The 15,156-nt window shown below is 57.2% G+C and carries 17 protein-coding genes; 10 read left to right on the top strand and 7 right to left on the bottom strand.

All coding sequences use genetic code 11. The annotated features are described in order from the left end of the window. Positions 1–167 precede the first annotated feature (167 nt). Complete coding sequence (cysS, locus tag A8O29_RS17235; RefSeq protein WP_125353511.1) at positions 168–1,553, bottom strand: cysteine--tRNA ligase; 1,386 nt, start codon at positions 1,551–1,553, stop codon at positions 168–170. Between the two features lie 172 nt (positions 1,554–1,725). On the opposite strand from cysS, the gene ppiB reads away from it, so the two are divergent. Both ppiB and lpxH read left to right on the top strand, forming a co-directional pair. After that, positions 1,726–2,220 carry a peptidylprolyl isomerase B gene (ppiB, locus tag A8O29_RS17240; RefSeq protein ID WP_110511279.1) on the top strand — a complete coding sequence of 165 codons (495 nt, stop codon included), beginning with the start codon at positions 1,726–1,728 and terminating at the stop codon, positions 2,218–2,220. A 3-nt stretch (positions 2,221–2,223) separates the two neighbouring features. After that, positions 2,224–2,946 (top strand): UDP-2,3-diacylglucosamine diphosphatase, encoded by a 723-nt coding sequence (gene lpxH, locus A8O29_RS17245; protein ID WP_125353510.1) that lies wholly within the window; start codon positions 2,224–2,226, stop codon positions 2,944–2,946. Positions 2,947–2,970: 24 nt separating this feature from the next. On the opposite strand, the gene A8O29_RS17250 is transcribed toward lpxH, so the two are convergent. Together A8O29_RS17250 and A8O29_RS22885 are read right to left on the bottom strand one after the other, a co-directional pair. Next, on the bottom strand, positions 2,971–3,231 hold the full coding sequence (locus A8O29_RS17250) for a DUF2534 family protein (RefSeq protein ID WP_125353509.1): 261 nt from the start codon (positions 3,229–3,231) through the stop codon (positions 2,971–2,973). A gap of 62 nt (positions 3,232–3,293) precedes the next feature. Further along, positions 3,294–3,425: a hypothetical protein gene (locus A8O29_RS22885; protein ID WP_275942411.1), complete on the bottom strand. Its 132-nt coding sequence runs from the start codon at positions 3,423–3,425 to the stop codon at positions 3,294–3,296. A 58-nt stretch (positions 3,426–3,483) separates the two neighbouring features. On the opposite strand from A8O29_RS22885, the gene purE reads away from it, so the two are divergent. The 3 genes from purE to mnmH all read left to right on the top strand — a co-directional run bounded on the left by purE (position 3,484) and on the right by mnmH (position 6,217). Further along, positions 3,484–3,993 carry a 5-(carboxyamino)imidazole ribonucleotide mutase gene (gene purE, locus A8O29_RS17255; protein ID WP_125353507.1) on the top strand — a complete coding sequence of 170 codons (510 nt, stop codon included), beginning with the start codon at positions 3,484–3,486 and terminating at the stop codon, positions 3,991–3,993. Then, positions 3,990–5,057 carry a 5-(carboxyamino)imidazole ribonucleotide synthase gene (gene purK / locus A8O29_RS17260; RefSeq protein WP_125353506.1) on the top strand — a complete coding sequence of 356 codons (1,068 nt, stop codon included), beginning with the start codon at positions 3,990–3,992 and terminating at the stop codon, positions 5,055–5,057. The genes purE and purK overlap by 4 nt, the downstream gene beginning before the upstream one ends. A gap of 89 nt (positions 5,058–5,146) precedes the next feature. Beyond that, the gene (mnmH, locus tag A8O29_RS17265; RefSeq protein ID WP_125353505.1) at positions 5,147–6,217 is read left to right on the top strand and encodes a tRNA 2-selenouridine(34) synthase MnmH; all 1,071 of its coding nucleotides are present in this window, start codon (positions 5,147–5,149) and stop codon (positions 6,215–6,217) included. A gap of 80 nt (positions 6,218–6,297) precedes the next feature. Here mnmH and ybbP read toward each other — a convergent pair whose 3' ends face one another. Together ybbP and ybbA are read right to left on the bottom strand one after the other, a co-directional pair. Continuing rightward, positions 6,298–8,712, bottom strand: coding sequence for a putative ABC transporter permease subunit YbbP (gene ybbP / locus A8O29_RS17270; RefSeq protein ID WP_125353504.1), 2,415 nt, complete (start codon positions 8,710–8,712; stop codon positions 6,298–6,300). Continuing rightward, positions 8,709–9,395, bottom strand: coding sequence for a putative ABC transporter ATP-binding protein YbbA (gene ybbA / locus A8O29_RS17275; protein WP_125353503.1), 687 nt, complete (start codon positions 9,393–9,395; stop codon positions 8,709–8,711). The genes ybbP and ybbA overlap by 4 nt, the downstream gene beginning before the upstream one ends. Here ybbA and tesA point away from each other — a divergent pair. The 5 genes from tesA (at position 9,363) to A8O29_RS17300 (ending at position 13,234) form a co-directional block, all read left to right on the top strand. Then, complete coding sequence (tesA, locus tag A8O29_RS17280) at positions 9,363–9,989, top strand: multifunctional acyl-CoA thioesterase I/protease I/lysophospholipase L1 (RefSeq protein WP_110511325.1); 627 nt, start codon at positions 9,363–9,365, stop codon at positions 9,987–9,989. The genes ybbA and tesA overlap by 33 nt on opposite strands. A gap of 28 nt (positions 9,990–10,017) precedes the next feature. After that, entirely contained in the window at positions 10,018–10,788 is a 771-nt protein-coding gene (locus A8O29_RS17285; RefSeq protein ID WP_125353502.1) for an SDR family oxidoreductase, read from the top strand. 68 nt (positions 10,789–10,856) lie between these two features. After that, complete coding sequence (locus tag A8O29_RS17290; protein WP_125353501.1) at positions 10,857–11,711, top strand: thioredoxin family protein; 855 nt, start codon at positions 10,857–10,859, stop codon at positions 11,709–11,711. Between the two features lie 156 nt (positions 11,712–11,867). Beyond that, a complete protein-coding gene (locus A8O29_RS17295) occupies positions 11,868–12,785 on the top strand; it encodes an SPFH domain-containing protein (protein WP_125353500.1) in 918 nt (305 codons plus the stop codon). Further along, positions 12,782–13,234 (top strand): NfeD family protein, encoded by a 453-nt coding sequence (locus tag A8O29_RS17300; RefSeq protein WP_125353499.1) that lies wholly within the window; start codon positions 12,782–12,784, stop codon positions 13,232–13,234. Before A8O29_RS17295 ends, A8O29_RS17300 begins: the two co-directional genes overlap by 4 nt. On the opposite strand, the gene cueR is transcribed toward A8O29_RS17300, so the two are convergent. Next, positions 13,231–13,638 carry a Cu(I)-responsive transcriptional regulator gene (gene cueR / locus A8O29_RS17305; RefSeq protein ID WP_110511298.1) on the bottom strand — a complete coding sequence of 136 codons (408 nt, stop codon included), beginning with the start codon at positions 13,636–13,638 and terminating at the stop codon, positions 13,231–13,233. The genes A8O29_RS17300 and cueR overlap by 4 nt on opposite strands. Positions 13,639–13,670: 32 nt before the next feature. Then, positions 13,671–15,131 (bottom strand): TrkH family potassium uptake protein, encoded by a 1,461-nt coding sequence (locus A8O29_RS17310; protein ID WP_125353498.1) that lies wholly within the window; start codon positions 15,129–15,131, stop codon positions 13,671–13,673. Positions 15,132–15,156 lie beyond the last annotated feature (25 nt).

The following is a 15,156-nucleotide window of genomic DNA, read 5'->3' on the forward strand; positions in this document are numbered from 1 at the left end:
AAAGATAACTAAATAATTTATTCAGATAAGTTAATATTAACACGCCACCTGTTCATGGCCGGAGAAATAAAAGAATCGAGATGTGGAATAGTGAGAGTGAAAATAAACAGAACGTGAAGCAGTAAGATCCCCTCCCCGCAAAGGAGGAGGGTAATAACGATGGGGCGTTATTTACGACGCCAGGTCGTACCCTGTGCGCCGTCTTCAAGCACGATGCCCATTTCGTTCAAACGGTCACGCGCCGCATCTGCTGCCGCCCAGTCTTTTGACTGACGCGCGTCCAGACGCTGTTTGATCAACGCTTCGATTTCAGCCACTTCGCCGTCATCTGCCTGCGCACCGCCCTGCAGAAACTCTTCCGGATCCTGAGCCAGCAAGCCCAGCACGGCAGAAAGTTTACGCAAATGTGCAGCCATGGCGTTCGCCGCAGCCACATCTTCGCTCTTCAGACGGTTCACTTCACGCGCCATATCAAACAGCACGGAGTAGGCTTCCGGGGTGTTGAAATCGTCATCCATCGCGTCACGGAAACGTGCTTCGAACGCTTCGCCGCCCGCTGCAGCAACGCTGACATCAGTGCCGCGCAGCGCGGTGTAAAGACGCTCAAGCGCAGAACGTGCCTGCTTGAGGTTGTCTTCGCTGTAGTTCAGCTGGCTGCGATAGTGGCCGGACATCAGGAAATAACGCACGGTTTCCGCGTCGTAATATTTCAGCACGTCACGCACGGTAAAGAAGTTACCCAGCGATTTGGACATCTTTTCGCGGTCAACCATCACCATGCCGGAGTGCATCCAGGTGTTGACGTACTCGCCGTCGTGCGCACAGGTGGACTGCGCGATTTCATTCTCGTGGTGCGGGAACATCAGGTCCGAGCCACCGCCGTGAATGTCGAAATGGGAACCAAGCTGCTTGCAGTTCATAGCGGAACATTCGATGTGCCAGCCTGGACGCCCGTCGCCCCACGGTGAGGGCCAGCTTGGCTCGTCGGCTTTGGACATCTTCCACAGTACGAAGTCCATCGGGTTACGCTTCACGTCGACCACGTCAACGCGGGCACCCGCCTGGAGGTTGTCGAGATCCTGGCGCGACAGCAGGCCATAGTTTGGATCGCTCGGCACGGAGAACATCACGTCGCCGTTGTCGGCCACGTAGGCATGACCCCGTTCGATCAGGCGTTCGGTAATCTCGACGATTTCATGAATATGGTGCGTGGCACGCGGTTCGTTGTCCGGACGCAGGATATTCAGTGCATCAAAATCTTTGTGCATTTCGACGATCATGCGGTCAACCAACGCCACAAAATCTTCGCCATTTTCATTAGCGCGCTTGATGATTTTGTCGTCAATATCGGTGATGTTACGCACGTATTTCAGTTGGTAGCCGAGAAAACGCAGGTAGCGTGACACCACGTCAAAAGCGACAAACGTACGGCCGTGGCCGATATGACAGAGATCGTAAACGGTAATACCACACACGTACATGCCGACAACTCCTGCATGAATAGGTTTGAATTCCTCTTTTTGCCGCGTCAGTGTATTAAAGATTTTTAACATTGAAGATTCCATGTAAACGAGTGTGGTCGTAAAGCGGATATTCTACCTGTAATTCGATCCGGAAGCAGCACGCAATGCAAGGTGATCGAACCCGGCGGTTATGCTATAACAACCCCCTATACGTAACCCGCCAGCGGGTATTCGCACTACAATATCGGAACAGGATGCAAAAATGGTTACTTTCCACACTAATCACGGCGATATCGTAATCAAAACTTTTGATGATAAAGCGCCTGAAACAGTTAAAAACTTCCTGGACTACTGCCGCGAAGGTTTCTACGACAACACCATTTTCCACCGTGTTATCAACGGTTTTATGATTCAGGGCGGCGGCTTTGAGCCGGGCATGAATCAGAAAGAAACCAAAGATCAGATCAAAAACGAAGCGAACAACGGCCTGAAAAACACCCGTGGTACGCTGGCAATGGCCCGTACTCAGGCGCCACACTCTGCTACCGCACAGTTCTTCATCAACGTCGTTGATAACGACTTCCTGAACTTCTCCGGTGAAAACCTGCAAGGTTGGGGTTACTGCGTATTCGCAGAAGTGGCTGAAGGCATGGACGTTGTTGATAAGATCAAAGCCGTGGCTACTGGCCGCAGCGGTATGCACCAGGACGTTCCTAAAGAAGACGTTATTGTGACAAGCGTGACCGTCAGCGAGTAATTCGTGGCGACACTCTTTATTGCAGATTTGCATCTGCACACAGAAGAACCGGCGATCACCGCCGGTTTTCTGCGTTTTTTACGCGGTGAAGCCCGCAGCGCCGACGCGCTGTACATTCTCGGCGATCTTTTTGAAGCCTGGATTGGCGATGACAGCCCTGAACCGCTTAACCGTGAAATAGCAAAAGAAATCAAAGCCCTGGTCGATTCAGGCGTGCCCTGTTTCTTCATTCACGGCAACCGTGATTTTCTGCTTGGAAAGCGTTTTGCCCGTGAAAGCGGCATGACGTTACTACCCGAAGAACAGTGTCTGGATCTCTACGGTCGAAAAGTGTTGATCATGCACGGCGACACGCTGTGTACCGATGACACCGGGTATCTGGCCTTCCGCGCCAAAGTGCATCAACCCTGGCTGCAAATGCTGTTTCTGACCCTGCCGCTGTTTATCCGCCGTCGCATCGCCGCCAAAATGCGCGATGACAGCAAAAACGCCAACAGCCACAAGTCGATGGAGATCATGGACGTCAACGCGCACGCCGTGGTCGAAGTGATGGAAAAGCATCAGGTGCAGTGGCTCATTCACGGGCACACACATCGCCCGGCGCTCCACGAACTCACCGCGAACGAACAACCCGCGTTTCGTGTGGTGTTAGGCGCGTGGCACAGTGAAGGATCGATGGTCAAAGTGACCACCGATAACGTCGAACTGATCGCCTTCCCTTTCTGAATCGCCTTTTCTCAAGCGAACAAATTAACCACGATCGTCTTTCGGGCCGAGGAAGTAGAAGCCAAACGGCAGTGAGCCAATGATGGTGAACATAATGCTGTAGATGGTGGCCCATGCACCCTGAATGAAGTACATCGACACGCTCCACTGATCCATCGGCAGGTTGTACTGATCTTCAACCCCCTGGAACGTGACTTTGGATACCACCGTTACCGCGGCAATGAACACGATAGCGACGGCGGTCAGAAATTTTTTCCCCTCCGGGGTGCGAAGTATAGCCAGCATACCTTCTCCTCATGAAATGCTGCGCTGCGTCATACGCCTGACGGCGCCGCAGTCGATATTTGCTAACAGGTAAATCCAGCCGTGACTTTACCGTATTTCGACTCGTTATGGGTCAGATTTACAGGAACAGAAAAATCGGCACCGCATTCGCCGCTTTGATGACCGCGCAACCGTTTTCCTTGGCGTTTTTCCATGCTATTCTCTGTGGCCTTCAAAGCAGTGTGTTCCACACCCACAGGAGTTTTAAGACGCATGTCTTCCCGCAACAATCCGGCGCGAGTCGCCATCGTGATGGGGTCCAAAAGCGACTGGGCTACCATGCAGTTTGCCGCCGAAATCTTTGATTCCCTGAATGTTCCACACCACGTGGAAATCGTCTCCGCCCATCGCACTCCCGACAAACTGTTCAGCTTTGCCGAAACGGCAGAAGACAATGGCTATCAGGTGATTATTGCGGGCGCAGGCGGTGCAGCGCATTTACCGGGAATGATTGCAGCGAAAACTCTGGTGCCGGTGCTCGGCGTACCCGTTCAGAGCGCGGCTCTCAGCGGCGTGGACAGTCTCTATTCTATCGTTCAGATGCCGCGCGGCATTCCGGTGGGAACCCTGGCGATTGGCAAAGCGGGCGCCGCCAACGCCGCCCTGCTGGCCGCACAAATTCTGGCGACGCACGATCGTGAACTGCATCAGCGCCTGGCTGACTGGCGCAAAGCGCAGACCGACGAGGTTCTGGAGAATCCGGACCCACGGGGTGATGCATGAAACAGGTTTGCGTCCTCGGCAACGGGCAGTTAGGCCGCATGCTGCGCCAGGCCGGTGAACCGATGGGGATCGACGTCTGGCCGGTTGGACTCGAAGCCGATCCCGAAGCCGTGCCGTTTCAGCAGAGCGTTATCACGGCTGAAATTGAACGTTGGCCGGAAACCGCGTTAACCCGCGAACTGGCACGTCATCCGGCGTTCGTTAACCGCGATGTATTTCCGATAATCGCCGACCGCCTGACGCAAAAACAGCTGTTCGACAAACTGGGTCTCACCACCGCACCGTGGCAGCTGCTGGCGGAGAAAGCCGACTGGCCCGGCGTGTTCGAGAGTCTCGGCGAACTGGCCATCGTTAAACGCCGCACTGGCGGCTACGACGGGCGCGGCCAGTGGCGCTTGCGCAGCCATGAAACCGCACAGCTGCCGGACGACTGCTACGGCGAATGCATCGTTGAGCAAGGCATTAATTTCAGCGGTGAAGTGTCGCTGGTCGGGGCCAGAGCCCACGACGGCACCACGGTGTTCTATCCGCTGACCCACAACCTGCATCAGGACGGCATTCTGCGCGTTAGCGTCGCCTTCCCGCAGGCTAATGCCGAGCAGCAGGCGCAGGCCGAAAGCATGCTCACGTCAATCATGAATGAGCTGAACTATGTCGGCGTGATGGCGATGGAATGCTTCATCACCCCTGCCGGGCTGCTGATTAACGAGCTGGCCCCGCGCGTGCACAACAGTGGGCACTGGACGCAAAACGGGGCGTCGATCAGTCAGTTCGAGCTGCATCTGCGCGCTATCACGCAGCTGCCACTGCCACCGCCGGTCATCAACAGCCCGTCGGTGATGGTCAATCTGATTGGTACCGACCTGAACACGGACTGGCTGAAGCTGCCGCTGGTGCATCTGCACTGGTACGCGAAAGAAGTGCGTGCAGGCCGGAAGGTCGGGCATCTGAACCTCAACGACAGCGATACCGACCGTTTAAGCGCCACCCTCGAAGCACTGGTTCCGCTGCTCCCGCCGGAATATGCCAGCGGAATTACCTGGGCACAGTCAAAACTGATTTAAGCTATCTGGCCGGAGATTGATCTTCACCTTCCCCGGCCTCGCCTCTCCCGCGTAGAATCCCCCCATGCTTTTCCAATAAGGATTTATCCATGAATAATGGGACCGATTTCCGCGCCATTTTACGGGCCGGAACGCCCATCATCGACGTACGCGCCCCGGTAGAATTTCAACAGGGGGCGGTGCCTGCGGGCGTAAACCTCCCGCTAATGAATGACGACGAACGCGCCGCCGTAGGGACCTGCTACAAACGCAACGGGGCAGATGCTGCGCTGAAACTCGGCCACACGCTGGTCGCCGGGGAGAAACGCCAACAGCGTGTAGACGCCTGGCTCGACGCGATTCGCCGTCACCCTGATGCTCTGCTGTGCTGCGCGCGCGGCGGTCAGCGTTCGCACATTACCCAGCAGTGGCTGCGCGAGGCGGGAGTAGATGTGCCGCTGATTGTCGGCGGCTACAAATCCTTGCGTCAGACCGCCATCTCCGTGACCGCAGAATACGTCGAGCGGTCGATGGTGCTGATCGGCGGCTGTACCGGGAACGGAAAAACCCTGCTGGTACAGTCTCAGGCTTCAGGCGTCGACCTCGAAGGACTCGCCCATCACCGTGGTTCGTCGTTTGGTCGCACGCTACAGCCGCAGCTTTCACAGGCCAGTTTTGAAAATGCACTGGCTACTTCGCTGTTGCAAAAAGACGCGACGCGCTGGGTTATCGAAGATGAAGGCCACATGATTGGGGCCAACCATTTGCCGGAATGCCTACGCGATCGGATGGCGCAGGCATCTATTGCGGTGGTGGAAGATCCCTTTGAGGTGCGGCTGGAGCGCCTGCGGGATGAGTATTTCACTCGCATGCACCATGATTTTTTACAGGCGTTCGGCGAAGAGCAAGGCTGGCAGGAATACAGCGACTATCTGCATCAGGGTCTGTTCGCCATCCGCCGCCGTTTGGGGTTGCAGCGTTTTGCCGAACTGACGGCAAGCCTCGACGAAGCCCTGCTCCAGCAGCAGCGCGGCGCGTCGACCGAGGTGCATTTCAGCTGGCTTAGGCCGTTATTGGTGGAATATTACGATCCGATGTATCGCTATCAGCTCAGTAAAAAAGCCGACAAGATTGTGTTTCGCGGTACGTATCAGGATGTTGGTGCCTGGCTGGCGCGCTAAAAGCTATTGCCTGGTGATGCTACGCTTACCAGGCCTACAAAACCTGTAGGCCCGGCAAGCGAAGCTGCCGCCGGGCGGAATCACACGCTGAACTGCCGGAACAGCGCTTTACCTTTCAGCAGGCGCAAACCCAACCAGCCGCCACACAGTGAAAGTAATACACCGCCGCACACCGGCAGCGTGACCCAAAGTCGCCAGTCCGGCTCCCACGGGAAATCGAAGACTTTAGTCTGCAATACCGCCAGCGCCGTTTCTGCGCCGATGGCGGCTACCAGACCGGATACCAGCCCCAGTAACGCAAACTCCGCCCACAGCGTGGTACGCAGTAGCGATTTCCCGGCGCCCAGCGTGCGCCAGACCACCAGCTCCTGATGACGCTGTCGCATCCCTACCTGAACCTGCGCTAACAGCAGCAGCACACCGCAGGCGGTCACCAGCACCACCATCACTTCCAGCGCCCGGCTGACCTGTTCCAGCACCTGCCCAACCTGTTTGAGGATCGCGCCAATATCCAACAAGCTGACGGTCGGGAATTCGCGATTCAGCTGAGTCAGCAGCGCGTTGCCGTTGTCCCAGCGAAAACTGGTGAGCCAGCTTTGCGGCTGCCCATCCAGCGCCCCGGTCGGGAAGATGAAGAAGAAGTTTGGCCGCAGGCTTTCCCAGTCAACTTTGCGCAGGCTGGTAACTTTCGCGCTGAACGCCTGGGTATCACCGGTGAAGGTCACACTGTCGCCAAGCCCAATGTTCAGGCGTTTCGCCAGGCCTTCTTCAATCGATACCTCGCCCGCTTTTGGCGGCCAGCTGCCGTCGGTCACCGCATTGTGTTCCAGCGGCTGACCTTGCCAGGTCAGGTTCAGCTCGCGGTTGAGCGCTTCGTCTTTATTGCCGTCCGTCGGCTGGCCGTTGATGTCCGTCAGACGCGCCCGCACGATCGGGTAGAACGCCGAAGGGATCACCTGATGCTCAGCTAAAAATTCTTTCATCGGCCCAACCTGCTCTGGCGCGATGTTGATCAAGAAGTAGTTCGGGCTTTCCGGCGGAAGCTGCTGCTGCCAACGATCGAGCAAATCACCGCGCAGCACCAGCAGCAACGCCAGCAGCATGAAGGAGAGCGAAAACGCCGCCAGCTGGCTGAGCGTGGACCACGGCTGACGCAGAAGGCGACTTACCGCCAGACGCAGCGCCAGCGATTTCAGCGTTACGCGCCGGAGCACGTTCAGCAGCAACCAGCCGACCATCCCGCAGAGCACTGCCAGCACGACCGCGCCCGCCAGCACCGACCACAGCAGCATTGAGCCGCCCATCAGCCATGCCAACAGCAGCACGACGATAACTACGATCGCCGGAATGTAGAATTTCAACGGCCAGACGTTCACCACCGCATCACGGCGCAGAACGCGTAGCGGCTGAGTCGCCAGCAGCAGACGCCACGGACGCATGCCCACCAGCAGCGAAATCACCACCATCGCGCCGATGGCCCACAGCCACGGCCACAGGCTGGCGGCCGGCAACGCGGCGGGCAGCACCGGTTTGAGCAGCACCATCAGCACGCTTTCAAACAACATCCCCATCGCGCCGCCGGTGACCAGCGACAACAGCAGGAGCATCGCCCACTGGCCGAGGATCAGCTTGCGCAGCTGCGCCCGCCCTGCGCCCAGAGTTTTGAGCACCGCCACCAAATCGTAACGGCTGCGGCAATAATGTCCCATCGCCACCGCCACCGCGGCAACCGCCAGCAGTAGCGTCAGCAGGGCTGAAAGCAGTAAAAACTGCTGCGAACGTTCAAGGGATTTGCCGAGCGCGCCTTCATCCTGCTCGAGACCAATCCAGCGCTGATCGGGCTTCAGCTGCGGCAACAGCCATTTCTCGTAGGCTTCAATCTGCTGCGGCGTGCCACCAAATTTGTAGCGCCAGCTGACGCGGCTCCCCGGCTGCACGGCCCCAGTTTTCGCCACGTCGGCGGTGTTCATCATCAGACGCGGCGCCATCTGGAACGGGTTGAAGCCGGAATCCGGCTCCTGCACCACCTCCCCGGCAATGCGCAGCGTCGCATCGCCCACGTCGATGGTATCACCGGTTTTCAGGTTCAGCAGTGCCATCAGCCGGGGGGCCAGCAGCACGCTTCCGGCTTGCGGTTTGAGGCCCGGTGGCGAGGTTTCCAGTACGCCGTACATCGGATAGACATCATCAACCGCTTTCACACTCGCCAGCTGTGGGGTGTCGCCCGCGAAGGTCATGGTGGCAAAACTGAGCTGTTCACCCATCTTCAGCCCCATTTCGCGGGCTTTGTTCAACCACTCTTGCGGCGCTGCACGCGCGGTGCGTAGCGTTCTGTCGCCCGCCATAAATTCACGACTCTGCTGGCTCAGCCCTTTATCCATGCGGTCGCTGATGTTGCCAAGCGCCAGCACGCAGGCCACCGCCAGACTCAACGCCAGCCAGACAATCAGCAGCGACGGCGAACGCCATTCGCGCCAGAACCAGCGGGCAATCATGATTCCTCCTGCAATTGCCCGTTCACCAGCCGCAGGCGCCGATCGCAGCGCGCGGCCAGCGCCGGATCGTGCGTGACTAATACCAGGGTAGTGCCGTGCTCCTGGTTGAGCGAAAACAGCAAATCAGCGATCCGATCGCCGGTTTGACGGTCAAGATTACCGGTGGGTTCATCAGCGAACAGCAAGTCAGGACGACCGTTAAACGCGCGGGCCAGCGCCACACGCTGTTGTTCGCCACCGGAAAGCTGCGCCGGAAGATGATGCAGCCGTTTGCCGAGCCCTAATTGTTCCAGCAGCGCTTTGGCGTGGCTGCGCCCCTGGCTGTCGGTTTCACCGCGCAGCAGCGCCGGCAGTTCGACGTTTTCCAGCGCGTTGAGCGTCGGGATCAGCATGAAAGACTGAAACACAAACCCCACATGACGGGCGCGTAACGCCGCACGCGCCTCTTCGTCCATTGCGTGCAGCGGTTGCCCAATCAGCTTCACTTCCCCGCTGCTGCCGTCGTCCAGCCCGGCGAGGATCGCCAGCAATGTCGACTTGCCGGAACCGGATTCCCCCACCAGCGCAATGCTCTGGCCTCGTTTGACAACCAGCTCAACTCCGGTGAGGATGGATAGCTCCTGCTCCCCCTGACCGACGGATTTCTTAAGATGATGAACTTCAAGTATGTTTTCCGCTGGCATGTGCCGTTCCTGTTTCTTTTGCTGTTAACCTGCCGCGCCGCGTTTGCCGACACGCTGTTAATTCTGGGTGACAGTCTGAGTGCCGGGTATCGCATGGCGGCAACTGCCGCATGGCCCGCGCTCCTTAATGAAAAGTGGCAGCCGAAGACCGAGGTTGTCAACGCCAGTATCAGCGGTGACACATCGCAGCAGGGGCTGGCACGCTTGCCCGCGCTGCTTAAGCAGCACCAGCCGCGCTGGGTATTGGTCGAACTGGGCGGTAACGATGGCCTGCGCGGGTTTCAGCCTCAACAAACCGAGCAGACCCTGCGGACGGTTATCAAACAGGTTAAAGCCGCCAACGCCGAACCGCTTTTGATGCAAATTCGTCTGCCTGCGAACTATGGCCGTCGGTATAATGAGGCCTTTAGCGCGATGTATCCGCAGCTTGCCAAAGAGTTCGATATTCCTCTGCTGCCATTCTTTATGGAAGAGGTCTATCTGAAACCGCAATGGATGCAGGATGATGGTATTCACCCCAATCGTGACGCGCAGCCGTTTATAGCGGACTGGATGGCGACACGCCTGGCTCCCTTAGTTAAACACGACTCCTGAAAATCAGGGGTTGTCTTCAGGTAAAGTTATGCAAAAAACGGTCTTAATAACAGGATGTTCCAGCGGAATTGGGCTGGAGAGTGCGCTTGAGCTGAAACGCCAGGGCTTTCGCGTGCTGGCCGCTTGCCGCAAGCCGGAAGACGTGGCCCGCATGTCGGGTCTGGGGCTGACGGGGATTATTCTCGATTTGGATTCGCCCGAAAGCGTCGACCGCGCCGCCGATGAAATTATCGACCTTACCGAAAACCGCCTGTTCGGCATTTTTAATAACGCCGGTTTTGGCGTCTACGGCCCGCTGAACACCCTGAGCCGTACACAGCTGGAACAGCAGTTTTCCACTAACTTCTTCGGCGCACATCAGTTGACCATGCGCCTGCTGCCCGCCATGGAGCCGCACGGCGAAGGCCGAATTGTGATGACGTCTTCGGTGATGGGCCTGATTTCCACGCCGGGCCGCGGAGCGTATGCCGCCAGTAAATATGCGCTGGAAGCCTGGTCGGACGCACTGCGCATGGAACTGCGCCACAGCGGCATCAAAGTCAGCCTGATTGAACCCGGCCCGATCCGCACCCGTTTCACTGAAAACGTCAACCAGACCCAGGCCGATAAACCCGTCGAAAACCCGGGTATCGCCGCCCGTTTTACCCTCGGACCAGAGGCGGTGGTGGAAAAAGTGCGCCATGCTTTCACCAGCGAGAAACCGAAAATGCGCTATCCGGTGACCCTGGTGACCCACGCAGTCATGCTACTCAAACGCCTGCTGCCGGGTCGAATGATGGACAAAATTTTGCAGGGCTGAGTTGAAGCACCGTCCTCCGCCCCCATCTCAATGAGATATCGACTCATATCGAATAAAGAGAATGACTTATGTCTGCACAGTATATCGTTAACATTACCGAAGCTAACCTGCACCAGACCCTGGAGCAGTCCGCCACCGTTCCCGTCCTGTTCTACTTCTGGTCTCCGCGCAGCCAGCACTGCGAGCAGTTAACCCCGGTGCTGGAAAGCCTCGCGACCCAGTACAACGGTCAGTTCATCCTGGCGAAGCTCGACTGCGACGCCGAGCAGGTGATTGCTTCTCAGTTCGGCCTGCGCGCCATTCCGACCGTATATCTGTTCCAGAACGGCCAGCCGGTCGACGGTTTCCAGGGCCCGCAGCCGGAAGACGTGATTCGTACGCTGCTCGATAAATTCCTGCCGCGTGAAGAAGAGCTGAAAGCCCAGCAGGCGATGCTGCTGATGCAGGAAGGCAATCATGCCGAGGCCCTGCCGCTGCTGAAAGACGCATGGCAGCTGTCGAATCAGGACAGCCAGATTGGCCTGCTGCTGGCGGAAACGCAGATTGCGCTGAACCGTTCGGAAGAGGCAGAAGCGACCCTGAAAACCGTGCCTATGCAAGACCAGGACACCCGCTATCAGGGCCTGGTGGCGCAAATTGAGCTGCTGAAACAGGCGGCTGACACCCCGGAAATCCAGCAACTGCAACAGCAAGTGGCGGAGCATCCGGAAGATGCGGCCCTCGCGTCACAGCTGGCGCTGCAGCTGCATCAGGTTGGGCGCAATGAAGAAGCGCTGGAATTGCTGTTCAGCCATCTGCGAAAAGACTTGGGCGCGGCGGATGGCCAGGCACGCAAGATGCTGCAGGAAATTCTCGCGGCACTGGGCACCGGCGATGCGCTGGCATCAAAATACCGCCGTCTGCTGTACTCCCTGCTGTATTGATATTCCCTCTCCCCGGCGGCGTCCTGTCGCCGGGGCATTTTGTACCTGTTCAACACAGAAGAACGTTACCGCAGCCTGGTGAATAAAAGTTATACTTCCTGTATCGACCCTGACATGTAAGTCCCAGGGTTTCTCAGTAAAAACAGGAGGTTTTGAATGCTCGTCTTTATTCCCGTACTGATCTTCGTCGCGCTGGTAATTGTGGGCGCAGGCGTCAAGATCGTTCCTCAAGGTTACCAATGGACGGTCGAGCGCTTTGGCCGCTATACCAATACCCTGAATCCAGGCCTGAGTCTGGTCGTGCCCTTTATGGACCGCATTGGCCGCAAAATCAATATGATGGAACAGGTGCTGGACATTCCATCCCAGGAAGTTATCTCCAAGGATAACGCCAACGTTTCCATTGATGCGGTGTGTTTTATTCAGGTGATTGATGCCCCGAAAGCGGCGTATGAAGTCAGCAATCTGGAACTGGCAATCATCAACCTGACGATGACCAACATCCGTACCGTGTTGGGCTCGATGGAGCTGGACGAAATGCTCTCCCAGCGTGACAACATCAATACCCGCCTGCTGCATATCGTGGATGAAGCCACTAATCCTTGGGGCATCAAAATCACCCGTATCGAAATTCGCGACGTGCGCCCACCGGCTGAACTTATCGACGCCATGAATGCGCAGATGAAAGCCGAACGTACCAAACGTGCCTACATCCTGGAAGCCGAAGGGATCCGCCAGGCGCAGATCGTCAAAGCCGAAGGTGAGAAGCAGTCTAAAATTCTCAAAGCGGAAGGCGAGCGTCAGTCAACGTTCTTGCAGGCAGAAGCGCGTGAGCGTTCAGCCGAAGCAGAAGCCCGCGCGACGCAAATGGTTTCCGAAGCCATTGCCGCAGGGGATATTCAGGCCGTGAACTACTTCATCGCGCAGAAATATACTGATGCGTTACAACAGATTGGCTCAGCAAATAACAGTAAAGTGGTGATGATGCCGCTGGATGCCAGCAGCCTGATGGGCTCGATTGCCGGGATTGCCGAACTGGTGAAAGACAGCGCCGGTGAGCGGAAAAAACCATGATTGATGCCCTTCTCGTCCACCCGCACATTTTCTGGCTGAGCCTCGGCGGCGTACTGCTGGCGGCGGAAATGCTAGGCGGGAATGGCTATCTGTTGTGGAGCGGCGTGGCGGCGATTGTCACCGGCCTGTTGGTGTGGTTGTTGCCGTTGGGCTGGGAGTGGCAAGGGGTGGTGTTTGCGGTACTGACGCTGCTCGCCGCTTGGCTATGGTGGCGTTGGCTGTCGAATCGTGTTCGTCAACAGCCACGCGCCGACAGCCAGCTTAATCAGCGCGGTCAGCAACTGGTCGGTAAAATCTTCACGCTGGATACGACGCTCATCAACGGCCGCGGTCATATGCGCGTTGGCGACAGCTCATGGCCGGTTCTTGCCGAAGACGATCTTCCGGCAGGCACCCGCGTCGAAGTGTTCGCCGTCGAAGGCATCACCCTGAAGGTGCGCCCGCACTAGTTACTTTTGCGATGACAGCAGCCGGACAGATTATCAATAATCGGGCAGTCGGCGCTGTCATCTCCTGGACAAGCATCCGCCAGCGTCAGTAGCTGTTCCCGCATACTCTGCAATTCCGTGATGTGTTTTTCGATATCGGCCACTTTCTGCAACGTCCGCGCCTTCACATCCGCGCTGTGACGCCCCGGATCGTTGAACAGATTCACCAGCTCGCCACACTCTTCCAGATTGAACCCCACCTGGCGCGCCTGACGCAGCAGCGTCAGCTCATCGAGATGTTTTTGCGTGTAGCTGCGGTAGCCGTTATCGCTGCGCAACGGCGGGGTGACCAGACCCTTCTCTTCGTAAAAACGAATCGCTTTGCTGGTTAAACCGGTTCTTTTCGCAACGTCGCTGATGTTCACGCCTGCCTCCACTCATATGTTGTGGGAATAGCTTAACTGCGCCAGAAGGTTCTCGACAAGAGGATCAACACCGGATAAATCTCCAGACGCCCCAGCAGCATCGCTCCGCACAACAGATATTTGGCGGTATCGTCGAGCGTGCCGAAGCCCGTCGCAGTCGCGCCAAATCCCAGGCCCATATTATTGATGCATGCGGCGACGGAGGCAAACGAGGTGAGTAAATCGTAGCCCAACAAATTCAGCGCCCAAATGAATGAACAGGTGCAGAAAATGTACAGGAAGAAGAAACTCCAGACCGAACGCATCACCCTGTCGTTAATCACTGTATTGTCCACGCGCACGCTCATGATGGCGCGCGGGTGCGCTAGCTGGTGCACTTCGTGGCGGCTTTGGCGGAACAGGATCAGGAATCGCAGCGCCTTAATCCCGCCACAGGTTGACCCCACGCAGCCGCCGAAGAAGCTCGCCGACAACAATAAAACCACCACGTGCGTGGGCCATGAGGCGTAATCCGCCGTCGCCAGCCCATTATCGGTAATCATCGAGCTGACGAGGAAGAAGGAATGCACGAACGACGCAGGCAGCGCGTACATCCCTGCCCGCCAGACTTCGAAGGTGATAATTGCGACCACCAACATCACCACGCAGAGGAAAAAGCGCAGCTCGCTGTTACGGCGGAAAGGCTTGAGGCTACGGCGTGAAAGTGCCACAAAATAGAGGGTAAAGTTCACCGCCGACAGCAAGGAGAACCCGCCCGCCACCAGCTCGATGGCGTAGCTGTTGTAGTAGCCAATACTCTCGCTTTGGGTGGAAAAACCGCCCAGCGAAACGGTCGACAAGCCGTGACACAGCGCGTCGAAAAACGGCATTCCGGCGAGGTAAAAGGCCAGCGTACAGGTCATGCCCAGCAGCATGTAGGTGAACCACAGGCTTTTCGAGGTATCGGCCAGGCGCGGCGTCAGGCGTTCTTCTTTGAACGGGCCGGGCATTTCCGACTGATACAGCTTCATGCCCCCGATGCCCAGCAGCGGCAACACCGCAACCGCCAGGACGATAACCCCTAACCCGCCGATAAAGTTCAGCTGCGAGCGGTAATAGAGAATCGAACGTGGCAGATGCGTCACGTCGCTGAAAATCGACGCTCCGGTGGTGGTTATCCCGGACACGCCCTCAAACACCGCATCGGCCAGCGAGATATTAAGCGAGTCATCCAGCCACAGCGGCATGGCGCTTATCAACGAAAACAGCAGCCAGAACAGAACGATGATGATAAAGCCATCGCGGGTTTCGAGCTGGATTTTCGACTGGCGCGTTAGCCCCCAGCCAATCAGCCCGGCGGGAAAGAAAATGGCAAACGTCGACAGAAACGCAAACAGGCTGCGCTCCTTATCCACCAATGCCAGCAGCATAGGCGGAAGCATCGTCAGGCTATACAGCACAACGAGGAAAGCGCAAAGATGAATAACCACTTTGATGCGTGTCGAAATATACATACCAGCAACATGACTTCGATTGATC

The organism is Scandinavium goeteborgense (assembly GCF_003935895.2).
In the GTDB taxonomy this organism is placed as follows: Bacteria; Pseudomonadota; Gammaproteobacteria; order Enterobacterales; family Enterobacteriaceae; genus Scandinavium; species Scandinavium goeteborgense.

Bases quoted from the DNA above. Each gene is read 5' to 3' on its own strand.
- cysS (WP_125353511.1), bottom strand. From the start codon at position 1,553: ATGTTAAAAATCTTTAATACACTGACGCGGCAAAAAGAGGAATTCAAA.
- ppiB (WP_110511279.1), top strand. From the start codon at position 1,726: ATGGTTACTTTCCACACTAATCACGGCGATATCGTAATCAAAACTTTT.
- A8O29_RS17250 (WP_125353509.1), bottom strand. From the start codon at position 3,231: ATGCTGGCTATACTTCGCACCCCGGAGGGGAAAAAATTTCTGACCGCC.
- A8O29_RS22885 (WP_275942411.1), bottom strand. From the start codon at position 3,425: ATGGAAAAACGCCAAGGAAAACGGTTGCGCGGTCATCAAAGCGGCGAA.
- purE (WP_125353507.1), top strand. From the start codon at position 3,484: ATGTCTTCCCGCAACAATCCGGCGCGAGTCGCCATCGTGATGGGGTCC.
- purK (WP_125353506.1), top strand. From the start codon at position 3,990: ATGAAACAGGTTTGCGTCCTCGGCAACGGGCAGTTAGGCCGCATGCTG.
- mnmH (WP_125353505.1), top strand. From the start codon at position 5,147: ATGAATAATGGGACCGATTTCCGCGCCATTTTACGGGCCGGAACGCCC.
- ybbP (WP_125353504.1), bottom strand. From the start codon at position 8,712: ATGATTGCCCGCTGGTTCTGGCGCGAATGGCGTTCGCCGTCGCTGCTG.
- tesA (WP_110511325.1), top strand. From the start codon at position 9,363: ATGATGAACTTCAAGTATGTTTTCCGCTGGCATGTGCCGTTCCTGTTT.
- ybbA (WP_125353503.1), bottom strand. From the start codon at position 9,395: ATGCCAGCGGAAAACATACTTGAAGTTCATCATCTTAAGAAATCCGTC.
- A8O29_RS17285 (WP_125353502.1), top strand. From the start codon at position 10,018: ATGCAAAAAACGGTCTTAATAACAGGATGTTCCAGCGGAATTGGGCTG.
- A8O29_RS17290 (WP_125353501.1), top strand. From the start codon at position 10,857: ATGTCTGCACAGTATATCGTTAACATTACCGAAGCTAACCTGCACCAG.
- A8O29_RS17295 (WP_125353500.1), top strand. From the start codon at position 11,868: ATGCTCGTCTTTATTCCCGTACTGATCTTCGTCGCGCTGGTAATTGTG.
- A8O29_RS17300 (WP_125353499.1), top strand. From the start codon at position 12,782: ATGATTGATGCCCTTCTCGTCCACCCGCACATTTTCTGGCTGAGCCTC.
- A8O29_RS17310 (WP_125353498.1), bottom strand. From the start codon at position 15,131: ATGTATATTTCGACACGCATCAAAGTGGTTATTCATCTTTGCGCTTTC.